17 protein-coding genes are annotated in these 23454 nt (G+C 42.6%); 10 read left to right on the forward strand and 7 right to left on the reverse strand.

Features of this window, described 5'->3' with window-relative positions:
* Positions 1 to 506 precede the first annotated feature (506 nt).
* Complete coding sequence (locus tag ACQFX9_RS17120; RefSeq protein ID WP_427157156.1) at positions 507 to 1154, forward strand: hypothetical protein; 648 nt, start codon at positions 507 to 509, stop codon at positions 1152 to 1154.
* 447 nt (positions 1155 to 1601) lie between these two features.
* Positions 1602 to 2009: a hypothetical protein gene (locus ACQFX9_RS17125; protein WP_427157157.1), complete on the forward strand. Its 408-nt coding sequence runs from the start codon at positions 1602 to 1604 to the stop codon at positions 2007 to 2009.
* Positions 2010 to 2293: 284 nt separating this feature from the next.
* Here ACQFX9_RS17125 and ppsA read toward each other — a convergent pair whose 3' ends face one another.
* Positions 2294 to 4813: a phosphoenolpyruvate synthase gene (gene ppsA, locus ACQFX9_RS17130; RefSeq protein ID WP_427157159.1), complete on the reverse strand. Its 2520-nt coding sequence runs from the start codon at positions 4811 to 4813 to the stop codon at positions 2294 to 2296.
* A gap of 489 nt (positions 4814 to 5302) precedes the next feature.
* Complete coding sequence (ftsH, locus tag ACQFX9_RS17135) at positions 5303 to 7240, reverse strand: ATP-dependent zinc metalloprotease FtsH (protein WP_427157160.1); 1938 nt, start codon at positions 7238 to 7240, stop codon at positions 5303 to 5305.
* 212 nt (positions 7241 to 7452) lie between these two features.
* Here ftsH and ACQFX9_RS17140 point away from each other — a divergent pair, with 212 nt between their 5' ends.
* From ACQFX9_RS17140 to ACQFX9_RS17150, 3 genes are all read left to right on the forward strand, one after another.
* The gene (locus tag ACQFX9_RS17140; protein WP_427157161.1) at positions 7453 to 7644 is read left to right on the forward strand and encodes a hypothetical protein; all 192 of its coding nucleotides are present in this window, start codon (positions 7453 to 7455) and stop codon (positions 7642 to 7644) included.
* An 89-nt stretch (positions 7645 to 7733) separates the two neighbouring features.
* Positions 7734 to 8873, forward strand: coding sequence for an AI-2E family transporter (locus ACQFX9_RS17145; RefSeq protein ID WP_427157163.1), 1140 nt, complete (start codon positions 7734 to 7736; stop codon positions 8871 to 8873).
* 79 nt (positions 8874 to 8952) lie between these two features.
* Complete coding sequence (locus tag ACQFX9_RS17150; RefSeq protein ID WP_427157165.1) at positions 8953 to 9321, forward strand: hypothetical protein; 369 nt, start codon at positions 8953 to 8955, stop codon at positions 9319 to 9321.
* Between the two features lie 63 nt (positions 9322 to 9384).
* On the opposite strand, the gene ACQFX9_RS17155 is transcribed toward ACQFX9_RS17150, so the two are convergent.
* Both ACQFX9_RS17155 and msrA read right to left on the reverse strand, forming a co-directional pair.
* Positions 9385 to 9618, reverse strand: a complete 234-nt coding sequence (locus ACQFX9_RS17155) for a hypothetical protein (protein ID WP_427157167.1) — start codon at positions 9616 to 9618, stop codon at positions 9385 to 9387.
* 253 nt (positions 9619 to 9871) lie between these two features.
* Positions 9872 to 10330 (reverse strand): peptide-methionine (S)-S-oxide reductase MsrA, encoded by a 459-nt coding sequence (gene msrA / locus ACQFX9_RS17160; RefSeq protein ID WP_427157169.1) that lies wholly within the window; start codon positions 10328 to 10330, stop codon positions 9872 to 9874.
* An 81-nt stretch (positions 10331 to 10411) separates the two neighbouring features.
* Between msrA and ACQFX9_RS17165 the strand changes: the two genes are divergently transcribed.
* From ACQFX9_RS17165 to ACQFX9_RS17175, 3 genes are all read left to right on the forward strand, one after another.
* The gene (locus ACQFX9_RS17165; RefSeq protein ID WP_427157171.1) at positions 10412 to 11296 is read left to right on the forward strand and encodes a pirin family protein; all 885 of its coding nucleotides are present in this window, start codon (positions 10412 to 10414) and stop codon (positions 11294 to 11296) included.
* 222 nt (positions 11297 to 11518) lie between these two features.
* On the forward strand, positions 11519 to 12601 hold the full coding sequence (psbA, locus tag ACQFX9_RS17170; RefSeq protein WP_427157172.1) for a photosystem II q(b) protein: 1083 nt from the start codon (positions 11519 to 11521) through the stop codon (positions 12599 to 12601).
* Positions 12602 to 12795: 194 nt separating this feature from the next.
* Positions 12796 to 13965 (forward strand): homocysteine biosynthesis protein, encoded by a 1170-nt coding sequence (locus ACQFX9_RS17175; RefSeq protein WP_427157173.1) that lies wholly within the window; start codon positions 12796 to 12798, stop codon positions 13963 to 13965.
* A gap of 65 nt (positions 13966 to 14030) precedes the next feature.
* On the opposite strand, the gene ACQFX9_RS17180 is transcribed toward ACQFX9_RS17175, so the two are convergent.
* Complete coding sequence (locus tag ACQFX9_RS17180; RefSeq protein ID WP_427157176.1) at positions 14031 to 15056, reverse strand: hypothetical protein; 1026 nt, start codon at positions 15054 to 15056, stop codon at positions 14031 to 14033.
* Between the two features lie 380 nt (positions 15057 to 15436).
* Here ACQFX9_RS17180 and ACQFX9_RS17185 point away from each other — a divergent pair, with 380 nt between their 5' ends.
* Positions 15437 to 16312 (forward strand): tetratricopeptide repeat protein, encoded by an 876-nt coding sequence (locus ACQFX9_RS17185; protein WP_427157178.1) that lies wholly within the window; start codon positions 15437 to 15439, stop codon positions 16310 to 16312.
* 76 nt (positions 16313 to 16388) lie between these two features.
* Here ACQFX9_RS17185 and ACQFX9_RS17190 read toward each other — a convergent pair whose 3' ends face one another.
* Positions 16389 to 17018 carry a TMEM165/GDT1 family protein gene (locus tag ACQFX9_RS17190; protein WP_427162922.1) on the reverse strand — a complete coding sequence of 210 codons (630 nt, stop codon included), beginning with the start codon at positions 17016 to 17018 and terminating at the stop codon, positions 16389 to 16391.
* Positions 17019 to 17449: 431 nt separating this feature from the next.
* Here ACQFX9_RS17190 and ACQFX9_RS17195 point away from each other — a divergent pair, with 431 nt between their 5' ends.
* A complete protein-coding gene (locus tag ACQFX9_RS17195; protein ID WP_427157179.1) occupies positions 17450 to 18043 on the forward strand; it encodes a Uma2 family endonuclease in 594 nt (197 codons plus the stop codon).
* On the opposite strand, the gene ACQFX9_RS17200 is transcribed toward ACQFX9_RS17195, so the two are convergent.
* Positions 18040 to 23325, reverse strand: a complete 5286-nt coding sequence (locus tag ACQFX9_RS17200) for an eIF2A-related protein (protein WP_427157181.1) — start codon at positions 23323 to 23325, stop codon at positions 18040 to 18042. The genes ACQFX9_RS17195 and ACQFX9_RS17200 overlap by 4 nt on opposite strands.
* Between the last annotated feature and the right edge of the window lie 129 nt (positions 23326 to 23454).

Raw genomic sequence — 23454 nt, forward strand, 5'->3', positions numbered from 1 at the left:
TAGGGAACAGGGGACAGGGAACAGGAAAAGAAGTAACAGAGGTGTACTGAGCTTTTTTCAGAAATCAAATATGATTCCTATATACTTGAATTTTATGGTACAAAGCATCAAATTTTGATGTAGCAATCATTTTCAAATTCTACATAGCCGATGCTAGTTAAATTTTTTGATAAGCTTCGCAAAAATCAAATAGGAATCCTATAGTAGTGAGAGTGATTATTAATAGTAGGAATAGTAAGAGAAAAAGTAAACAGCCTACAATTGACGCAACAACATAAAAACAACAGCACTGGGGTTTTGGTATTTGACAAGGGAAATTTAGTCAACTACTACTAAAAAACTTAATCAGTAGAGAAGTAGCTATTTTATTTACGTCGCCAGTGTAGTGTTAATAAGAAGATACAAATCACAGTTTACTTACAAAAGGTTGTGTATGAGCAAATTAACAAGTAGATGAAATGATAAAGTACGCAAAATACCTTCATGACAATGATTGAGGAAAGGTAGTGAGTACAACAGCAATTATTGTTGAGTTTTTAGTAGTTGGTTCACTAGCAATTAGTACACTTATATTTCTTATTCTTACGGTTTTGAAAATTGATAATTGGATTTTCTTATCAAGTTTCAAAGAATTCTCATCGGTAATAGTTATAATATTAACTCTGCTTTCGTACTTATTTGGTGCATTATTAAATAGCCTAATGTTCCCCACCTATTTAGTAATAATCAACTTCATCAAATCAACAAGGCGAAATAAATTACTGAATTTCCTGACAAATTTAAGGATTGTGAAATTTTTCTTAGGGGATGGACAGTTCTGGCTAGACAATGGACAAGTAGAATGGGACAAAATACGTTTTTTTATTTTCGAGAACGGTTCAATTAATGTTATAGAAAGACTTAAGTATACACAAAGTCTATTGAGGTTGTTTAAGGGTGTAGCTATAATTACACCGTTATTTGGTATTAGTGTTTCTATTTGGTTGCTGACTTGTGTTAATCAACCAATTACTGCTTTAATTACAATATGTTTCTGTTTGATCTTGTCTTTGCTATCCACTATTGCCGCCTCTACTCAAGATAAAGATTATCGAAGAGAGATGGCAATAGCGAAAGAAATTATTCATGAGAAATTATATTTGAGTAAGAAATAAACTCTGTTAGCACAGCTCTTTCTTATTGCTAATGAAACTGAAAATCTGACGGGAGCAGAGGTTTTTGCTCAATTTGTAGGACTCAGTAATGAGTAAGAAATACTTGTGTGATGAATCTGCGTTGGTAGATTGCTGGCAATTTGTATAACCCTCTTGTGTTAAACTGGGAAAACCCAATCACTGAAAGCCTTTCTGAGCTTTACTTTTCAGCTTTTGGCTACCTAGTCTGTAAACCATAAACTGGCAATAACTGTGATTTAATCATTCAAGTGCCAAATTGTGTCATCAGTAATTTCACTGGAAGAAATACGGAATTTTCCAGTCTGACTCAGATCATGGTGGTAGCATCTACGTTGATCACAACATAAATCTACTCACATGAAAAATATTTTCAAGGTGCTGGCGGTAATTTTGGTCATACTGGGTGTTTTCACTGCTCAGTCTGCTATGAGCTACAGCAATGGCACTTTCACAAACGCCAGTCTTCAGGGGAGTTATGCGTATGTCAACAACAGTGGTGATGTTGCTAGTTTAGGGCCGATAAACTTTGATGGAAAGGGTGGGCTTAGTGTGGATCTCATAGCGAACTTACCGTGTAGCACTCCTATCCCTAATTGTCCTAGAACTATTAACGATGTTGCACCTGTGTCGAATGGAACTTACTCAGTGCAATCAAATGGTACAGGCGTGGCCACAATTCCTTTCTCTACAGGCATAATTAAGTACGATTTTATAATCTCTGAGGCGAAAAGACAAGGAAGAATACTCCTAGCGACCCAGGTTTTTGCATCTGGTCAAAATGGAGGATTGGCTGGACAGTTAATTGCTCCCACATGGAAACGAATATTGGACTAAGGATAGAGCAAGGCTAGCCAAGCAGTAGGCTGTTGACTCTGTGTCTTTTTCGGGGGTCAAAATTCATACAATATATTAAGTCATTGCGTTCGCTTTGCTCTCTACGAGACGCTTCGCGAACGCAACGATACCAGAGAGATGTTGTGCTGACACAAAAATGGCATGAATTCAAAAAACCCAAATTCCATCAAAGTCAACACCCTAGCCAAGCAGTATGCAAGGCTGCTGTTATGTATATTTTGCAATTTATGTAGATGTTTGTAGGGGCGGGTTAACCGAGATCATCAACTCTTCTCTACCTTTGCCACTTCTAACATAGTCTTCAAAACCGAATCAGGATTGAGACTAATTGAATCAATTCCCTGTTCTACCAAAAACTGAGTAAATTCTGGGTAGTCGCTGGGTGCTTGTCCACAAATCCCGATTTTGCGGTTGTGTTTTTTCGCTGCTTCTATGGCCATTTTTACCATTTGCTTTACGGCTGGACTGCGTTCATCAAACAGTCGCGCCACTAAAGCTGAATCTCTATCTAATCCCAGTGTCAACTGAGTTAAATCATTAGAACCTATGGAAAAACCGTCAAATACCTCAGCAAACTGTTCCGCCATAATCACATTACTGGGTAACTCGCACATGACATAAACTTGCAAGTTATTCACACCTTGTTTAAGTCCATTTTTCGCCATCTCTGCTAAAACTAACCGTCCCTCTTCGGGGGTGCGACAGAAGGGAATCATCGGAATAACATTGGTTAAACCCATGTCTTCCCGTACCCGTTTGATGGCTTGACACTCTAGCGCGAAACCTTCTCTATAACCTTCATCGTAATATCTGGCTGCACCCCGCCACCCCAGCATCGGGTTTTCTTCTTTCGGTTCAAATTGTCTCCCACCTTCCAAATTGGCGTACTCATTACTCTTAAAGTCAGACATCCGCAAAATCACAGGTTTAGGATAAAACGCGGCGGCGATTCTGCCTATGCCTTGAGCTAATTTATCGACAAAATACTGCGGTTTATCTGCATACATAGCCGTAATAGCAGCTATTTTGGCTTTAGCTTGGGCATCTTCTAATTTGTCGTAGTAAATTAACGCCAGAGGATGAATTTGGATTTGGTTAGCAATAATAAACTCAGTCCGCGCCAAACCTACGCCATCATTAGGAATTGCAGATAAACTCAAAGCCTCTTGGGGATTTCCCACATTCATTAAAATCTGGGTACGAGTACGGGGTAAATTTTCTAAAGCTACCTCTTCCACTTCAAAGGGTAATAAACCTGCGTACACTTTACCCTCTTCCCCTTCTGCACAAGAAACGGTCACTTCTTGTCCTGTAGTTAAAACCTCCGTCGCGTTACCACAACCAACGATCGCCGGCACACCTAATTCCCGTGCGATAATCGCAGCATGACAAGTCCGTCCCCCAGCATTGGTAATAATTGCGCTGGCGCGTTTCATAATCGGTTCCCAGTCGGGATCTGTTCTCTGGGTAACTAACACCTCCCCAGCTTGGAAGCTATCAATTTCTTTCACATCCAAAATTACCCGAACTTTTCCCTGACTAATAGCTTCGCCTATTGCCCTACCAGTGGTGAGTGGGGAGTGGGGAGTGCTGAGTGGTGAGTGGTGAGTGGTGAGTGGTGAGTTATTAGTTTGTCTATCTTGCTTCCCAGTCCCCAGTCCCCAGTCCCCAGTCCCCAAGCCTAACCGATAACTCCGCAAAACATGGCCATTTTTCTGCGACTGCACTGTTTCAGGACGCGCCTGTACAATAAATAGTTGATGAGTAATCCCATCTTTAGCCCATTCAATATCCATCGGTGTGTAAGTTCCGTGGACTTGAGAATAATGTTCTTCAATTAAACAAGCCCAATCTGCTAGTTGTAAAATCTCTGCATCACTCAAAGCAAATTTATTTTTTTCTCCGGTGGATACAGGAATATTTTTCGTCAAATTTGCGCCTTCATCGTAGACCATTTTTAATTCTTTACTACCCAATTTCTTATCAATGATGGGGCGAAAGCCGTCTTTTAATGTGGGTTTAAATACATAATATTCATCGGGGTTAACTGTTCCTTGAACGACGTTTTCCCCTAAGCCGTAAGCAGCAGTAATTAAAGCTGCATCTTTAAAGCCTGTTTCTGTATCAATAGTAAACATCACCCCAGAGGTGGCTAAGTCAGAACGCACCATTTTCTGCACACCCACCGCCAAAGCAACGCTAAAATGGTCAAATCCTTTGGTGTGACGATAGGAAATTGCCCTATCGGTAAATAGAGACGCAAAGCAACGATGACAAGCTGTTAATACACCTTCGACACCAACCACATTTAAATAGGTTTCCTGCTGTCCGGCGAAACTTGCATCCGGTAAATCTTCGGCGGTAGCACTAGAACGCACGGCAACGTCTGTATTGGGGTTGTATAGTTCACACAAACTTTTATAAGCATTAGCGATCGCCTGTCGTAATTCTACCGGAAAAGGTGTATTCATCAGGAGCGATCGCGCCTGTTTTCCTCTAGCTTGTAAGTTTTTGACATCTTCTACATCTAAATCTGCAAATAATGCTCGTAATTTCTCTTCTAAACCCGCCGACTCAATGAAATAACGATAAGCATAAGCAGTAGTTGCAAAGCCTGTGGGTACATTCACACCTTTGGGTGTTAACTGTTGAATCATTTCCCCCAAAGACGCATTCTTCCCACCCACTAAAGCAATATCTGCGATTCCCACTTCATCAAACCAGAGAACAAGCGATTTCTCTTTAGAGAATTGAGCCACAGCCTGATGAGATACTGTAACCATAAAAATTACCTCCCCGATTTTACTCTGGTTGTTGATGGTAAGTGAGTTTTTTGACTAATTTTTTGATTTGTCAATTCCCAGCCTAATAGACACGCAATATCGTGTTTTCTATCTTGCTTGATTGCTTAATCTTTCCTTTGGGATCACGATAACAAAAAAAATTTGATTTTGGTTTAGCTTTCAAAACAATTCATCTTTGTCAGCAATTTATCTCCAAAGATAGAGGTTTGTTTTAATATTTTGTAACAAGGTCAGCTATTTGAAATTATCCAGAATAAAATTGATCCCCAACTATTTTACTTAGCCAGTATAAATTTACCTATACCCTGGGGAGAGCGATCGCGATTTTGGATTTTGGATTAAAAGCCTAGATTCTTAGACTATTCCAGAATCTCGAAACAATACTACTTATCTCAATGCGGTATAAAAAGGGTAAAAGGTAAAAGATAGTTTTTTACCTTTTGCCTTTTGCCTTTTTCCTTTCTTCCCCTACACCAGCAATGTTTGCAACAAAGGTTTATCTGGCGATAACTTACCTGTCCGCAACCATTCTGAGAGTTCGTCTGGTGTTTTCACTTGCTTGAGACGTTCCCGCAGTGTTGTACCTTCGAGAATTTCTTTTTGCAATAGTTCTTGGGCTGTTTCTTCTAACAACTCACGGTTATGTTGCAAAATACTCAAGGCGATGTGGTGAGCATTATCAACGATTTGCTTGACTTCGCGGTCAATTTCCTCAGCCACTTTCGGACTAATGGAACGTCGGGGATTACTGTAACCTTCGAGGAATTGTTGTTGAATCTTCTCAAACGCTACTGGCCCTAATTGGTCACTCATCCCATATAAAGTGACATAGCGTTCTGCTAAATCGGTGGCTTTTTGAATGTCATCACTCGCGCCAGTGGAAACCTTACCAAAGACAACTTCTTCGGCGGAACGTCCACCCAACAGGGTAGCAATGCGACCGCGAATTTCATCTTCAATCATTAAAAAGCGGTCTTCTTCGGGCATTTGAATTGTATAACCCAATGCACCAACACCACGAGGAACTACAGAAATCTTTTCAACTCTGCCAGCCCCAGGCATCAAAGCCCCAATGATGGCGTGACCAACTTCGTGATAGGCGACGGTTTTCTTTTCGGTTTCATTTAACACACGGGAGCGTTTTTCTAAACCAGCCACTACCCGTTCAATCGCTTCATTAAAATCAGCCATAACAACAGCCGGGCGATTTTGTCTAGCAGCTAACAGTGCAGCTTCATTGACGAGGTTGGCTAAATCTGCACCAGCAAAGCCTGGTGTTCTAATGGCGATCGCGCCCAATTCTACATCATCAGCTAGTTTGACGCTCCTGGCGTGGACTTTGAGAATTGCTTCCCGTCCAATTTTATCAGGACGGTCTACCACAACTTGACGGTCGAAGCGACCAGGACGACGTAAAGCAGGGTCAAGGACTTCGGGACGGTTGGTAGCAGCGATGATAATCACGCCTGTATTAGCGTCAAAGCCATCCATCTCAGTCAATAACTGGTTGAGGGTTTGTTCCCGTTCATCGTTACCACCAACAAAGCCGCCAGCACCACCGCGAGATTTACCCAGTGCGTCTAATTCATCGATGAAGACAATACAGGGGGCTTGTTTTTTGGCTTGTTCAAACAAGTCGCGCACCCGCGCCGCACCGACACCGACGAATAACTCAATAAATTCAGAACCAGAGATACTAAAGAATGGTACACCAGCTTCCCCAGCGATCGCTTTTGCCAGTAATGTTTTACCAGTTCCTGGTGGCCCTACTAACAGCACACCTTTGGGGATTTTCGCGCCTAATTGGGTGTATTTACCTGCATTCTTCAGGAAATCCACAATTTCTTCTAATTCGGCTTTAGCTTCATCTACCCCAGCCACATCGGGGAATTTTACGCCGGTGCTACCTTCAGAGTAAATGCGGGCTTTGCTTTTACCTACAGTCAATGCAGCCGGGCCGCCACCTTGACGATTAATTAAAAAGCCCCAAATACCGAAGAAAATTAACGGGGGTGCTACCCAACTCAGTAAAGTCCCAATCCAACCATTTTGATTTGGTGGGGGTGCAGCAAACTCGACGTTATTCTCACGCAGAATTTTCGGTAAATCCAAGTCAATGGCTACTGGTGTGGTGAGAAATACCTGTTCAGTAGCTTGACCTTCGGGAGTTTGAGTTTTGAGAGAATATTCAATGCGATCGCCGCCTACAATGGCTTTATCTACGTTCCCTGCTTGGACTTGAGCAATAAAATCACTATAGGGGACTTGTGGTAATCGCGGCCCGAAAAAGCTAGGAACAATGAAATTTAGCAGTAACAATAAAGTCAGCAAAATCAGAAAGCTACCACCGAATTGCCGTAATCTCGGCGGTTTGATTTTTTTATTATTATCAGTTTCTACAGGCATTCTTTATTACCTCAAATGGAATTAGTCAATAGTCATTAGTCAATAGTCAATAGTCATTAGTCATTACTCCTTACTCACTACTCAGCACTCAGCAAATTAAGACAAAATGTGAATTGTAAAGGTTTGTGTAGTTATGGATCTATTCTAAAGACTAGATCATGCACTCTGAGTGAGTAGATACCCTACTGAAAAATGTGAATTGCCGTACTTCTATGGAAAATCAGTTAAGTTTTATTGTGAAGTTGCTCTTAGCCTCAGCATTACTATCGGCGTTAATTAAGTACGTGGCTCCCTATTTTCCCCTTCCTGCCACGGATGCAACTGCTTTAGTTACCGTTTTGTTACCTACTTTGATTATGGCGATCGCACTCGCCTGGCGATTCCAAGCACAAAAACAAACTTAACTAAAAAGCTCTAGGCGATAGCGGTAAAATCAGCTAACCTACTGGAACTGCTAGGAATTTGCGTCACGCCAAAAGCTGGGAGTCAAGCTGTGAACCTTGGTCAATGGATAGGCTTAATCGCCATAGTTCTTTCTTTATATATATTGTGGCAAATCCGGGAAGTGTTGCTGCTGATGTTTGCTGCCGTGGTTTTAGCAACTACCTTAAATCGGCTAGCTAGGCGGTTACAACAAACCGGTCTCAAGCGAGGACTATCGGTGTTTCTCTCGGTGGTGATATTCTTTGCTGTTGTGATTGGTTTTTTCTGGTTGATTGTCCCGCCTTTTGCCCAGCAGTTCCAGGAAGTAACCTATCGTGTACCCCAAGGGGTAAACCGCTTTAATACTTGGATGAACGGACTAAGACCCCTTGTCCCGCCACAATTAGTTCCCTTCATCCCAGATATCAACAGTTTAATTCAACAAGCACAGCCTTTTGTAAATAGAGTTCTAGGCAGTTCTTTTGCTGTTGTTTCTGTTTCCTTTGGTGCGATTTTAAATGTGCTGTTAGTCTTGGTGTTAACAGGAATGTTATTAGTTGACCCTTTGGCTTACCGCAGGGTATTTGTCAGACTGTTTCCCTCATTTTATCGCCGCCGAGTCGAAGGGATTTTAGACAAATGCGAACTCTCCTTAGAAGGATGGGTGACAGGCGCACTCATCGCTATGGGCGTAGTAGGATTGATGAGTGTAGTTGGCTTATCAATTTTAAGAGTAAAAGCAGCATTAGCTTTAGGAGTTTTAGCCGGATTTTTAAATTTAATTCCCAATCTCGGCCCGACGATGAGCGTAGTTCCAGCAATGGCGATCGCGCTTTTAGATAATCCGTGGAAAGCTGTTGCAGTTTTGGGTTTATATTTTATTATTCAACAGGCAGAAAGTAATTTCATTACGCCTTATGTAATGGCACAACAAGTGTCTTTACTACCAGCAGTCACCTTAATTTCTCAATTATTTTTTGTGACTTTCTTCGGCTTTTTAGGACTATTTTTAGCTTTGCCTTTAACAGTAGTCGCCAAAATTTGGGTGCAAGAAGTATTAATTAAAGATGTATTAGATGAATGGGGAAATAATCATGAGCAAGAAACTGAGTTAGTCATAGTTTCTCAACCTCATGAAGATAAAGAACAATGGTCAGAAGAAAAGCCAGTTAATCATCTTAGTGATGATGCTGTATCTCCAGAAGATTAACTACGTCAGTTAATGGGGAAATCAGCTATATCCTAGTGGATTTAGGTAGATTTCTCAATTATCAAAACTAATTTTAACTATGACTAATTCTCAACCTCCACTACCACAACCCCAGCTAGAGCCTGCGGGTATTACCTTTGAACAATATGAAGAATTTACTCCAGAAAAGTTGGAATTGTGGAACGGCTACCTGGGTTACGGCGGACAAGACCAATTAGGGTTTCATTTGGCTGTTTTAAGAAATATGGGGCTACTTACAGCAGTTCATCACACACAATTGTCATTGTGGATAGAAGCCCTAGAGCGTCATCTAAAAGAAAGACTAGAAACCATTAACAATCAACCGGAAACAGCAGAAGCGATGCTAAATCGCCTGAATCGGGCTATGGAAGATTTAGCAGCAGTGGCAGATTATTTAGAGGTACAAAGATCAAATCAGGTTGAATGAGCCATGTTTTAACGATGGGCTGATGCTTTACTGTAGGCGATCGCTTTTCCTTTAAGAAAAAAACTATGCAGCTTTTTCTTCTTGATTCAAAACTTGCAACCAATCAACAAGCCTTTGACGTTGCGCTTCACTTACCTTAATACTTGCCGAGCGCAGCGCAGCCCTGGGAAAAATTGCCCGTAAATCAGCCACCATTTCTAGGGTTTGACAAGCTTCCAAACATTCGACAATATAATCAATCGATTCCAGGGTAAGCCATTCTCTTGTCGCTTCCTCCTCGCAAATGTGGTACTTCATAGTTTTCTCTTTGCACTTAGCGATCGCTATCAAGTCGGCGGTTACACCATAACTTCATCATTTTAAAATAACAAAGCATTTTGTGTAAATTAATACAATAAGAAAATCCTCACTTGAATAGACTAAGCTGTTGTTTGGGACTTCCAGAAAATAAATTATCCAATTTCCGAGAGAGAATATTTTGATTTTTCCCCCTGCTCCCTGCCCCCCTGCCCACCACAGCGATTATATATTTTTTTAGTTGGAAGTCCCTTTAATGTCTGCCTTTCTTCTCAAAATATTGTTGATGTTCTTCACTTGCTAAGTAGTATTGACCAGCAGACTTAATCTCTGTCACAATATCACGGTCAAACTTGCCTGACATCTGAAGCTTTGTTTTTGACTCCTGCGCCGTTGCTGCTTGCTGGGCATTGTGAAAAAATATGACAGACCTGTACTGTTCTCCTTTATCTGGCCCCTGACGGTTGAGTGTGGTGGGGTCATGAATATCCCAAAATACCGCTAACAATTCTTCATAACTCACAACTTGAGGATCATATTCTACCTGCACTACCTCTGCATGACCTGTTATTCTCGATAACACATCAAGGTAAGAAGGGTTGGGAAAATGTCCTCCCATGTAGCCAACTGAGGTTGATACTACTCCTTTTACCTTCCGAAATGCTGCCTCCACACCCCAAAAGCAGCCAGCCCCAAATGTTGCTTTCTCCATGATTGTTCTGCACGGTTAGCTTTTTGTCAGGTTGATCTACTTATAATTATTCCAGCATTTACCAATTACCCCCCGCTACTCATGGCAATAGTTCAATTGATTGAACCTGAAGTTAAAGATTTGGGTGGGTTTATTGCCCGCCGCAGTTTGCCATATCCTCATCGTCAAACGGTTGGGCCGTTTATCTTTTTTGATCATCTTGGCCCTTCTGTTTTGCCACCCAACAAAGGTATCGATGTCAGGCCACATCCTCATATTAATCTGGCAACATTAACTTACTTGTTTGATGGTACTTTAATGCACCGGGATAGTTTAGGTACTGTACAGGAAATTCAACCAGGTGCTGTGAACTGGATGACGGCAGGAAAGGGGATTGTACACTCAGAACGCTCACCCAACATTGACCGACAAAACGAAGCCATCATTCATGGCATTCAAACCTGGATTGCTCTGCCTGTTGAGCATGAAGAAACAGATCCTTGGTTCATGCACTATACGGCTGACATCCTTCCCTCTTGGGAAGAAAATGGGGCTGTCATCAAACTCATTGCCGGACAAGCATATGGTTACACCTCACCTGTGAAAGTTTTTTCACCCATCATCTATTTAGATGTCATGCTCTCTAGCAATGCTCACTTTACTATTTCTACTGATTATTCAGAAAGAGCCGTATACAGCGTTACAGAGGGATTGAGTATTAATGATGAACCCCTAGAGCCATATCGCCTTGCCATCTTAGAGCCAGGTCATCAAGTCAAGGTTTCTGCTGCTGAAACTGCTCAGTTTATTGTGATTGGCGGTGAGCCTTTGGGCAAACGCTACAAATGGTGGAATTTTGTCTCTAGCCGACCAGAGCGAATAGAGCAAGCTAAAGCTGATTGGCGGGACGGACGTTTTGCTAATGTGCCAGATGAAACAGAGTTTATTCCACTACCAGAAGTGGTGACAGAGGCTAATCCTTTTTAGAAGGGCGATGGCGTACCTGCCCAAAAAAAGCGATCGCTTTTCTGAAATTGGTTGATGCCATCGTACTCAATCTGACCTTAAATAAGTAAAACTAATCAATAGTATTATTTTTACAAAATGCTGAGGACTTGATTAACTTTTGTAAAGCAGTGTAAATTATACTCACAGGCAAAAAACAAAACCGCCTGATACATACATAAATCAAACCGCAATCATAAAGAAATGACAGCAACCTTACAACAGCGCAAAAGCGCAAACGTATGGGAGCAGTTCTGCAACTGGATCACCAGCACCAACAACCGCCTATACATCGGCTGGTTCGGCGTATTAATGATCCCCACCTTGCTAGCTGCAACCACCTGCTTCATCATCGCCTTCATCGCTGCACCTCCAGTAGACATCGATGGTATCCGCGAACCAGTAGCAGGTTCCTTACTCTACGGAAACAACATCATCTCCGGAGCAGTAGTACCTTCTTCTAACGCCATTGGTTTACACTTCTACCCCATCTGGGAAGCAGCATCCTTAGACGAATGGTTGTACAACGGTGGCCCATACCAACTAGTAGTATTCCACTTCTTGATCGGCGTATTCTGCTACCTCGGTCGTGAATGGGAACTATCCTACCGCTTGGGCATGCGTCCTTGGATCTGCCTAGCATTCTCCGCACCCGTAGCAGCAGCAACCGCAGTATTCCTCATCTACCCCATCGGACAAGGTTCCTTCTCTGACGGTATGCCCTTGGGTATCTCCGGTACCTTCAACTTCATGATCGTGTTCCAAGCAGAACACAACATCCTGATGCACCCCTTCCACATGTTAGGTGTGGCTGGTGTATTCGGTGGTAGCTTGTTCTCCGCAATGCACGGTTCCTTAGTAACCTCTTCCTTAGTTCGTGAAACAACCGAAAACGAATCCCAAAACTACGGATACAAATTCGGTCAAGAAGAAGAAACCTACAACATCGTAGCAGCACACGGTTACTTCGGTCGCTTAATCTTCCAATACGCGTCCTTCAACAACAGCCGTTCCTTGCACTTCTTCCTCGCTGCATGGCCTGTAATCGGGATTTGGTTCACAGCATTGGGCGTAAGCACAATGGCGTTCAACCTCAACGGTTTCAACTTCAACCAATCAGTGATTGACTCCCAAGGTCGCGTCATCAACACCTGGGCTGACATCATCAACCGCGCTAACTTGGGTATGGAAGTCATGCACGAGCGTAACGCTCACAACTTCCCCTTAGACTTGGCTGCTGGTGAAGTTGCTCCTGTTGCTATCAGCGCGCCTGCTATCCACGGTTAGTTCTGACAACTAAATAAAAATTAAAGCACTCTCCTTTCGGGGGGTGCTTTTTGATATTTACAATAAATGAATGTAAAGCGATCGCTCCCATGATTTCCTCACTGGGGATAGGGCGATCGCTGTTATTTTCAACATATCTCAGTCAGTGCAGAAATATCACCCTAGAATGAGGATGTCAAACCGCTACATGAACAATGCGAACTATTGCGGAAATTAACGAGAAAATTCACCGCCAAACTGTGGTGGTGTTAACGGTTGAGGAATTCAAAGCACGAGTCGCGGAAATCGGTGTGAGTAAAGCGGCTAAAGAGGTGGATGTCGTCACCACTGGCACTTTTGAACCGATGGAATCGAGTGGTGCAATTATTAATTTGGGACACACCGACCCACCAATCAAAATTCGGCGTTGTTGGGTCGATGGTGTACCCGCCTATACTGGCTTTGGCGCAGTTGATTTATATTTAGGTGCTAGCTGTGCTGTAGACACAATGGATGGGGAAGAAGTCAGAGAAAGAGGTGGCGGCCATGTGATTGAAGATTTAATCGCAGGTAAACCCATTCATGTACGCGCTCAAGGGCAAGTGACAGACTGTTATCCTAGAGCTAGTTTTGAGACTTCCATTACCCGCGACACGATAAATCAGTTTTATTTATTTAATCCCCGTAATCTTTATCAAAATTTTATTGTGGGGGTGAATGGAGGCGATCGCCCATTACATACCTATCTCGGCTCTTTGCAACCGCGTTTAGGTAACGCCGTCTATTCTAACCCTGGGGCAATTTCTCCCCTCTTCAATGACCCCAATTTACAACTGATTGGCATCGGCACGCGCATTTTCTTAGGCGGTGGTGTGGGTTACGTGGCTTGGGAAGGTACACAACATTTTCCCTTACAGAAGCGTCTCGCCAATCAAACACCCATCGGCCCGGCTGCGACTTTAGCCTTAATTGGGGATGCTAAACAAATGGATAGCCGTTGGGTCAGGGGTTGTTATTTTAAGAGTTATGGCCCTTCCTTAATGCTGGGTGTCGGTGTACCCATACCTTTATTAAACGAACAGGTTGTAGAACACTGTGCAGTGCAGGATCAAGATTTAGTTGCACCGATAGTAGACTTTTCCATTCCTCGGCGAGTACGTCCGACATTTGGCTTGGTGAGTTACGCCCAGTTAAAATCCGGGCGTGTCACCATTGAGGGTAAAACAGTCAGAGCTGCTCCTTTAGCCAGTATGTTTTTATCTCGACAAGTTGCCCTAGAGTTAAAACAATGGATTGCAGCAGGCAATTTTACCCTCACAGAACCAGTAGCCCCAATTCCAATGGAAAGGTCATTTATGCCCCAAGACCATTGGAGAGACTTTTAAGGCTGGGGACTGGGGACTGGGGACTGGGGGAGAAACTACAATACCCAATACCCAATCCCCGATCCCTATTCCTGGGTTGGTTTTGGTCGTTTAATCGGCTTGGGAGTAGGTGTAGAACTGGGCGAAGACGAAGACGGTTTTGGTAAGGGTTTAGAAACTACCGAGGAATCGCCGCCTATTCTCTTGACGGGACGTGGAGTTTCTCCAGGTCTTCTGGGGGGGAATGGTCTTCTGCTACCGCCACCAGCACCGCGAGGGCCACCGCCACCTTTGAAGGGGGGTCTACGTTTTTTGGGTAAATCAGCGATCGCTTCTGCTGTTTCTATTACCAATCCGTCAGCTTCTCGCTTGGCTTGGAAGTCCCAAAACTTGCCTACGGCTTTGGTGGTCAGTACACCCCGTAATTTCAATTTGAAATACTTGGGTTTATCTGTCGGTTTACGTGGAGCTTGCTTAATTTTCACTACTAAGCTTTTCGAGTCAAAAGACTGGTAAACCACTTCTCCACGGACGGAAAAACCTCCATCGGGAATATGAGATGAAGGAGGTGGGTTTGTGGCTTCTTGACTTTGTTCTTTTGAACTATTATCGGGTGTCTGTGATGTTTGTGCCTCTGCTTCTGCTAAATTTTTAGCAAGGTTTTCAGGCTCCCACACGCCGACAATTTGAATGTGTAAGGTGTCATTCTCTTGTCTGGTGCGGGGATAAACTACCCACAAATGGTCTTTTTCTAGGTCTAGGTGATTTTTGACTAAGCTCATAATCCGACCTAACAAGACAGAGTTTAGTTCTACACCATCTGGGGTGACTAAAACACCTTGGGTAAAATGTTCATCGCTGGCTTGGTAGCGTCCCCGGACTAAGCCAATGGCACGATACTGCATTGGTTCGCTCGGAGGTGGTATTGGCTGTTGACGGTCAGCTAGGTTTTCATGGGTGTCGGTTTCACTGGGTTTAACAGATGAATTCTCAATCTGAGAGGGCTGGGTTGCGGCTAATTGAATGTTAGCGGCTGCCTCTTTGGTAGTTTGAGGTTCATTGGAAGCAAAAGAGTGAGCGGAATCAGGCGAAGGCATCAGGTCGGAATTCATAAAAACTCCTTGCGGCGGAGACACATCCCATTGTGGGATTTTACTAAAGCATCTGGAAAGAGGGTTTGTGTGGCTAATGCAAAGTCAATTGACTTTTCATAAAATCACAACAGGACACTCTATACAATTTTAAAGACGCTAGATTAGTAATTCATGATCTAAATGTGTAATCTAGCGTCTTTAGACTAGTTACGGAAGCATATCATAGCTTCTGTTTTGATGGCTCTTCCTAAAGTCATCACTTAATTTAGCAGTGCTAATAATCAATTGTTATAAAATTCACAGATAATTGGCGGTATTCCGCACAGTTTTGGAAATTTTTAACTTTCGAGTTTGTGTGAATAATAATGGGATGAGAGTTTTGGAGGGGGGTAAAAATCGTGTCTCAACCGCGCAATCGCTGGATAGTTCAGCTAATTCTAGCACTGGCAGTGCTGACTTTTGTGGGTATTTCCTTAGTTCCCATTTTCGGTGCGCTTACTAAAACTTCATCTTCAACCCCCAGTTCTACTACCAGTCCTGGTAGTGTGGCTGCTACAAACCAAACAACTAAGTTGCAAGATGAGGTACGGGGTTATGAGTTGGTTTTACAAAGAGAACCAGAAAACCAAACTGCGCTCAAGGGGTTATTACAAGCCAGGTTACAACTTTTGACTTTAAAGCAGGGTGATATTAATGGGGTGATTGAACCTCTAGAAAAGCTAGCAAAACTTAATCCTCAGCAGTCAGAGTATAGCGTGTTACTTGCTCAAGCTAAACAGCAGATTGGTGATAAGGAAGGAGCAGCTCAAGCTTATCGGGCTGTTTTAGACACAAAACCAGGGGATTTGAAGGCTTTACAGGGTATGGTGGCTTTGTTGTTAGATCAACAACGTCCAGAGGCGGCTGTAGGCTTGCTACAAGAAACTTTGACTAATGCTGCTCAAGAGAATACTATTCAACCAGGCAGTGTAGATGCAGTGGCTGTACAGGTACTACTGGGAAATGTTCACGCTACCCAAAAACGCTATCCTCAAGCTATTTCTACTTTTGATCAAGCGATTAAGAAAGCTCCCCAAGATTTTCGCCCAGTTTTAGCTAAGGCGATGGTGTTAAAAGAACAAGGTAAGCTGACAGAAGCAAAACCTTTGTTTGATAGTGCTGTGGCTTTAGCTCCCGCACAATACAAAGATGAAATCAACAAAGCCGCCACTGCATCAGCAACACCAACAACCACTACACCAACCACCCCAACCACACCAACAAGTACACCATAAAGTAAAAAGTAAAAAGGCAAAAGGCAAAAGTAAAGAGATAATTCTTTTACCTTTTGCCTTTTACCTTTTGCCTTTTTTAAACTCCCTCAATGGCTGCAACCACACCAAAAATCAAAAATAGGCATCCGCCGGCAAAGGTGAGTTGACGCTCAGAAATGCGTCCAGCAATCATTTTGCCACCAATAACAGCGATCGCAGCGCAAATGGCATGACCTAAAATTGCTCCTATGGTGACACCAATGGCATTATTACCTGCTGCTAGGGTAATGGTGGCAATTTGAGTGCGATCGCCCCATTCTGCCATGAAGGTGAGAGTAAAGGCTTCAATTAAAATTGATAAGGGTGTTTTTTGCTTGGGTAGCTGCAATTCTGCTTTTTCTACTGCGGCTTGAGCTTCTGCAATTTCTTCCATCATTTCAGCTTGTTCAGCTTTTGCAGTCATCTTCATAGCTTGGTACAACAGCTTTAAGCCAAAGGCGATAAATAAAGCAATTTCAGCGTAATGTATGTAAGTTTTGGGCAATAATGAAGCCGCTTGACCAAATAACACTGAAAGGATAGTCATGGCGGCTAAGGCAGCTACTACGCCTGCAAATACCAATTTTCGTGAGTGGTGCATTGCCAAAATCATGGCGATGAAAAATGTTTTATCGCCTAACTCTGAAACTGTAATTAGTAATAAACCTGCTGTAAAAGCTGCTAGCACTCTCTCAAGCTCCTGAATAATCATGTGTCATGTGAGCTTGATGAATGCCAAAAGACCTCACCAAGCTCACAATTTCTGTTTGTGAACTTAGTGAAGGTCTCGCTACCAAATCTTAATTATTTGTCATCTGAACCAGGCTCATCGCCAGTGTGTTGATTCAGGTGTACTGGCTATTGAATTTTATGCCAGTAGCTACTCCCCTTCTATCTAGGGCAATCTTATATCTATTTGTAGGGATGAGTCAACTAATTTTAGATTTTAGATTTTGCGAAAAGTTCTGTAGGCGGGTTTCCCGCCGTAGGAAACTTTTCAAGACGGATTTTGGATTGACTGCACCTATAAGGGACAAACCATTGAGGATTTTAGATTTTTTAAAATTGGAATTACAATTGGTAAATTGCCCTCCACAGCGAATCCGACTGGAGACTAACATGACACCAGCAACCATCATCGCTACACCCGCAAAAGAATCACCCCTGTTGTTTGAGGGAATGACTTGGAGAGAGTTCAAAGCAGTTGAGGGATTGTTAGACCGTCCAGGCTATCGGTTGTCTTTTCTGGATGGCGTTTTGGAGATTAGGAAAATGCCAGGAGAAGACCACGAAACTGTTAAGGAAAGAATTGGTGCGTTATTAGAACTTTATCTACTTATGGCAGGGTTTGATTTTACTCCTACCGGCTCAATGACGCTAGAAAGTGAATCTGGTGCTGTTAAACGAGAGGCAGATAAATCTTATAAGCTTGCTCCTGGGAAAGTACGTCCTGATTTGGCGATTGAGGTGGTGTTTACTAGTGGTGGTATTAATAAGCTAGAGGCTTACAAGCGGCTGAAGATTCCCGAAGTTTGGCTTTGGGAAGATGGGGTTTTAGAGGTCTATCATTTGCGTGTAGATGACACTGGAACTTACTATGAAAAGATTTCTCAGAGTGAAGAAGTGAAAGGGATAAATTTAGAGTTATTATTACGTTGCATTAACATGGTGAATCATGTAGATGCTATCAAAACTTTTCAACAGTCACTTTAATTACAAAGGGTGCGATCGCTTGGGCTAATATTGCTGTTATGCTCAAGATAATTATCAATGCGGGAGCATCCTTGCTGCATTAAGTTATCTAAATCTAAATTCCACAGCGTTACCCCAGAGTTTTCGCCACCACTTACGAGTAATTTACCGTCAGGACTCAAACTCACACTATTCACTTTCTCAGAATTTCCTGAAAGTGTGGTGAGTAATTTACCGTTTGTGATCTCCCAAAATTTGATTGTATTGTCAGCACTACCAGAAGCAAGAATTTGACTATCTGCTGTAAAACTGATGCTGGTTACACCGTCTGTATGTCCGGTGAGGGTTTGGATTAATTTGCCGTCTGGTATTTGCCAAATTTTGATGGTATTGTCCCAACTGGCGGAGGCCAATATTTTACCATTTGGGCTGAATTTGACAGAGGCGATCGCTAAACCATGTCCCTGGAGATTTTGCAAAAGTTTACCATCAGTAACTTGCCAAAGTTTTATTGTTTTGTCGTCGCTACCTGTCGCTAATATTTGACCATCGGGACTAAAATTCACGGTATTCACTACATCATGGTGTCCTGTAATAGTTCTCAGTAAATGACCATTTGATAATTGCCAAATTTTGATGGTTTTATCAGCACTTCCAGAAACGATAGTCTGATTATCAGGACTAAAACTAATGCTGGTAACTCTATCTTGATGACCTTTTAATGTTTGGAGTAATTTTTGGGTTTGAATATCCCAAATTTTAATAGTTTTATCAGCACTAGCTGTTGCCAATAATTTACCATTTTGACTAATCCTAACAGTTTGAATTATATCCCGATGGGCTAAGAATGTAGTTAATTGTGACGCATTGACAATTTGCTTCCTGCGCCAAATAGTAACTTTACCGTCCCAGCCAGCAGAAACAAAAATTTTACCGTCTGGACTAAATTGTAAATCCTGCACATTATTTAAAGCTGATGTAATCTCAGGTTTTACTTGCCAGAGTCTAATAGTTTTATCTCTACTAGCAGAAGCAATATATTGACTATTTGGACTAAATTTCACATCTTGAACTTGTTCACCGTGTCCAGAGATAGTTTTGATTAATTTACCATCTAATCGCCAAAGTTTAATAGTCTCGTCAGCACTAGCAGAAACTATAATTTGACTATCGAGGCTAAAATCAACGTGGTTTACTTGGTTATTGTGTCCGATGAGAGTTTGTATGAGCTTGCCTTGTTCATTCCATAATTTAATCGTTTGATCACGACTACCAGTAACCAAGTATTTACCATCATGACTAAATTTCACCGATGTAATACTAGCTGTGTGTCCAGGCAAAGTTTGAATTAATTGACCGTTATCGGTGCGCCAAAGTTTTAATAATTTATCTTCGCCACCAGAGGCAATTATTTTACTATCTGGGCTAAATGTGATAGAATTAACCCAGCCATTATGAGCAATCCAAGTATTAATTAATTTGCCATCAACTCGCCATAATTTAATAGTCGCATCGAAGCTAGATGTAGCAATCATCGAACTATCGGGACTGAAAATAATATCAGTGATTACATTGGTGTGAACAGGAATATTCTGAATAATCTTGATACAGTTTGGGGACAAACAGCCAGTATCAAAAGCATAGATTTTCAGACTATAATCAGCACTAGCGACAGCCAAATATTTACCGTTAGGACTAAAAGCGATCGCTGTTAATCTGGATTGAGTAATAATATTTTCAATTAATCGACCATCGGTAGACCAAATTTTAATTGTACCGTCATCACTAGCAGAAGCTAAAATCCGTCCATTGGGGTGAAAAACTATGGCGTTTACCTGTTGCTGATGACCAAAGAAACGATTAATTTCCTGAGTGCGCGCCATAGCTTTTTGAAAAGTTGCGGCTGTGGTGATTTGGATATCTTCAGCAGGTGCAAAAACTCGTTTGAGTTCGCGTCTGGCTTTGATACTAGATATGACACTTTCTAATTGTTGATGAGATAACAAAAACGCCTCAGAAGCAGAATTTAAAGCGGCTATTTCCCTTAATTGGGCGGCGCGTTGCTGTGTATAGGCTAAACCACCAAAGCCACTAGCAGCAATTCCTAAAACGCTGATCACAGCTATAGCTTTTTGTGCTTGTCTGAGACGTTTTTTCTGTTCTAATTGTTGTTGTTGCCGAGCATCTAAACAAGCAGCGATAAAATTTTGGACATCTAAAGATAATTCATCTGTGTATTTGACATAGATTTCCTCAGCTTCCGCTAAACGAACACCTTGTAATAAAAAATCTGACAGCTCGTGATTTTGTTTCCAAAGAGCTGCGGCTTGCTCAATTTGACGCTGCGATCGCAGTCTACTACGATTTTCCTCCAACCACCAGCGCAACGTTGACCAGTGGCGGATGAGGATTTCGTGCGCTACTTCAATAGTGACAGGGGAAGTAGGGGAAGCAGGGGGGCAGGGGTGCAGGGGTGCAGGGGAGGCGGGAATTTCTACCTTATCCCCAATCCCCAGTCCCCAGTCCCCAGTCCCCAGTCCCTCTTCTAAATTCACCACGACTAATTTCGCCGCCGTTAATGCTGCGAGTGTTCTTTCTACCAGTTCATCAGGATATTTCTTGACGACTAACTCAGATTTCAAAACCCTGCGTCTGGTGTCTTCTGTGCCTTCGCCTAACTGCGTCAGTGACAGAAAAATCCATCTTGCACATTCTTGCGCCTGTGGGTCTAAATTTTTGTAAACTTCCTCGGCTTTGCGTTCCAATGCGCCTTTAATACCGCCAATTTGTTGCTGATAGGCTGTCAGCGTCAGTTCTCCACTTTGGCGGTATTCCCATAATTGTTCTAAGACAAATTCCAACAGGGGTAAATCTCCCGCCGAGTGGTTTAAGTCTTGCAGCAGAATTTCCACTAGTCCTGACTCGACTTTTAAACCCACTTGTTCGGCAGGGTTAATAATCACGCGGCGGTAGTCGTCATCACTTAAAGCGGGTGGAACTAATACACTAGACTGCTGCAATAAATTAGCGAGTTGAGGTACTTCCAAGCAAGGAGAAATAAAATCGGCTCTTAAGGTCAGCACCAACTTAAATTTATCAGAGGCGTACTCGATAGCACCCAAGACTAATTCTAAAAATCGCTGTCTATCTTCAGTTGGTGCAAGGGTAAATAATTCCTCAAACTGGTCAATTACTAATACCACAACTGGTTCTGGACGACTCCGCAGCCAATACACAAAGCCTTCTACTCCCTGGTAAAGCATGGCTTCTAGGAGGAGGGGATTGGGGACTGGGGACTGGGGACTGGGGATTGGGGATTGGGGATTGGGCATTGTTCTTTCTTCCATCTCCTCCCCTGCGCCCCTGCGCCCCTGCACCCTTGCCTCCTCTGCCTCCCCTGCACCCCTGCGCCCCTGCGTCCCTGCCTTCACGTCCCCTAAGCGTCGCGCCAAGGCCTCCAGGGGACGCGCGCCAGGACGGATGGTTTTAATTAACCAGGAGTCGCTATTGGGGATTTGTTTTCCTAGACGTAGTTGAGCTGTGAGTCCGGCTTGGACTACGGAGGATTTCCCACTACCTGATGCACCGACTACGGCTAAAAATGATTGGTGGGTGATGTGTGCTATTAATTGCTGTGTGAGGGATTCTCTACCGTAAAAATACTGAGCATCTTCTTCACTAAAAGCTTTTAATCCCCGATAGGGACAAATTTTTAAGTCTAAGGCTGTGGGTTTTTGTTGGTTATGTGTGCTGGTGGCGGGGATAATTTCAATTACGCCTTGTGTAGCTGATAACCAAATTTGTAGGGGTGGAATGGGGGTGATTTGTGGTTGTGTGGCTAGATGAATTTGTAATTGTGTAATCCAAGCTGCTACTGATAAACCATTGGCAGTGGAAGCGGTTTTTAAGGTGTCGATGAGTGCTTGGGCAAAAAATTCTGGGTTGGTTTTGGGACTAGTTGCAGCGATGATACATTGTCCGGTGGCGGAGTTTAATTGTAAGTCTTCTATCCAATCTGGTAAAGATATGTGATGTGTTCCAACTTGACAATCTAAAATAATAATTTGTTGTGTGGCAACTGAACGACGCAACTGTTGTCTGAGCCAAGAACGACTCAACCAAATATCATCTAATAAAACTAATGCGGCTTCACCTGTGGGGGTTTCTTCGAGTTTTCCCCGCAGATATAATAAGACTGTGATGGCTTCTTCAGTTTGATATTTTTGTGGTTGATTAGTAGAGAGTAAACATTCTTTAATGGTTTCGCGAATTTCTTGAGCAGTGGTATTAGCTGTGCGGGGTAAATAAGCTAGTTCAAAAGCACCTGCACCACCCAAAACTTTACTGAAATCTAGTGCTGTTTGTGAACCGACGATACCTTCAATGACTAAGGCTTTTCTGGTGGTAATAGATTCAGCGATCGCCGGAAGTTTACCTATAATTAATTCCCCAATCCCTTCAACTATGCGTTTTGGTGTTTGCAGAGGATATTCACTATACAGTTCTGTATCACCTTTACCGCGTTTTTGTTGATTAATTAATCTTAGTTGTTGATTGGTTTTATCTATATATTGTAGGGTTTGGTGATAAACGTAGCGATATAAGCCATCAGCCGAAATTACCCCATGCTGATCAGCCGCATCTCCACGCAATCCTCGCATTAAATAATATGTGAATACCCCATGTCCCAGTTCGGGAAATTCCCATGATAGCTGCTCTGTATCACACGATAGTAAAGCATAAAAGCCTTTACTTTTAGCGGCGCGTTGCTGTAACACTGCTAATAATTGCGGCGTGGGATTTAAACCACGTAATGTCATCCCGCCACTATGACAAGCATCTAACCATATTATCTGATTCTGGACACCACTATTACTTAAAAGTTCTAATAATTCTGAAACAGCTAAACCTGTATTTTCTAAGTTATCTTTTTGGGTATCTGCTAAACACAAAAATGCTTGTTGTGTTTGTGGCTGTAACATTCCGTGACCGGAAAAATAAAATAAAATTGTATCTGTAGGTTGAGCCGCATCTGTAATTTGTTGTAGGCGATCGCGAATATTAGTTAACAGTGGTAATTCTGTCGCAAAATCATGGTAAATATTGATTTGTTTTTGGATAAATTGTTCTTGAGTTGCTGCTGTCAAAGCTTCTGCTAAGGCTTGACAGTCAACTGCGGCATAACGCAGACATGGTAGTTGGGTATCCTGATATTGATTGACTCCCACTAGCAGCAGCCAGAGTTTGGTGGTGACTGTGGCTTTGGTTTGATTGGAACTACTAGTAGCAACGGCGCGTGGCATATATGGGGACTGGGGACTGGGGATTGGGGACTGGGTTATACCAATTTAAAATTCAAAATAAATTTTGCTCCCCTTCCCTTGTAGGGAAGGGGTTGGGGGTTAGGTTGGAGAGCAAGTTATACAAGATGT

Source organism: Aliinostoc sp. HNIBRCY26 (assembly GCF_050235535.1).
Classification (GTDB): Bacteria; Cyanobacteriota; Cyanobacteriia; order Cyanobacteriales; family Nostocaceae; genus Trichormus.

What these genes read in the sequence shown, in the direction of transcription:
- ACQFX9_RS17125 (WP_427157157.1), top strand. Translation starts at nt 1,602, where the DNA reads ATGAGCTACAGCAATGGCACTTTCACAAACGCCAGTCTTCAGGGGAGT.
- ppsA (WP_427157159.1), bottom strand. Translation starts at nt 4,813, where the DNA reads ATGGTTACAGTATCTCATCAGGCTGTGGCTCAATTCTCTAAAGAGAAA.
- ftsH (WP_427157160.1), bottom strand. Translation starts at nt 7,240, where the DNA reads ATGCCTGTAGAAACTGATAATAATAAAAAAATCAAACCGCCGAGATTA.
- ACQFX9_RS17140 (WP_427157161.1), top strand. Translation starts at nt 7,453, where the DNA reads ATGGAAAATCAGTTAAGTTTTATTGTGAAGTTGCTCTTAGCCTCAGCA.
- ACQFX9_RS17150 (WP_427157165.1), top strand. Translation starts at nt 8,953, where the DNA reads ATGACTAATTCTCAACCTCCACTACCACAACCCCAGCTAGAGCCTGCG.
- ACQFX9_RS17155 (WP_427157167.1), bottom strand. Translation starts at nt 9,618, where the DNA reads ATGAAGTACCACATTTGCGAGGAGGAAGCGACAAGAGAATGGCTTACC.
- msrA (WP_427157169.1), bottom strand. Translation starts at nt 10,330, where the DNA reads ATGGAGAAAGCAACATTTGGGGCTGGCTGCTTTTGGGGTGTGGAGGCA.
- ACQFX9_RS17165 (WP_427157171.1), top strand. Translation starts at nt 10,412, where the DNA reads ATGGCAATAGTTCAATTGATTGAACCTGAAGTTAAAGATTTGGGTGGG.
- psbA (WP_427157172.1), top strand. Translation starts at nt 11,519, where the DNA reads ATGACAGCAACCTTACAACAGCGCAAAAGCGCAAACGTATGGGAGCAG.
- ACQFX9_RS17175 (WP_427157173.1), top strand. Translation starts at nt 12,796, where the DNA reads ATGCGAACTATTGCGGAAATTAACGAGAAAATTCACCGCCAAACTGTG.
- ACQFX9_RS17180 (WP_427157176.1), bottom strand. Translation starts at nt 15,056, where the DNA reads ATGAATTCCGACCTGATGCCTTCGCCTGATTCCGCTCACTCTTTTGCT.
- ACQFX9_RS17195 (WP_427157179.1), top strand. Translation starts at nt 17,450, where the DNA reads ATGACACCAGCAACCATCATCGCTACACCCGCAAAAGAATCACCCCTG.
- ACQFX9_RS17200 (WP_427157181.1), bottom strand. Translation starts at nt 23,325, where the DNA reads ATGCCACGCGCCGTTGCTACTAGTAGTTCCAATCAAACCAAAGCCACA.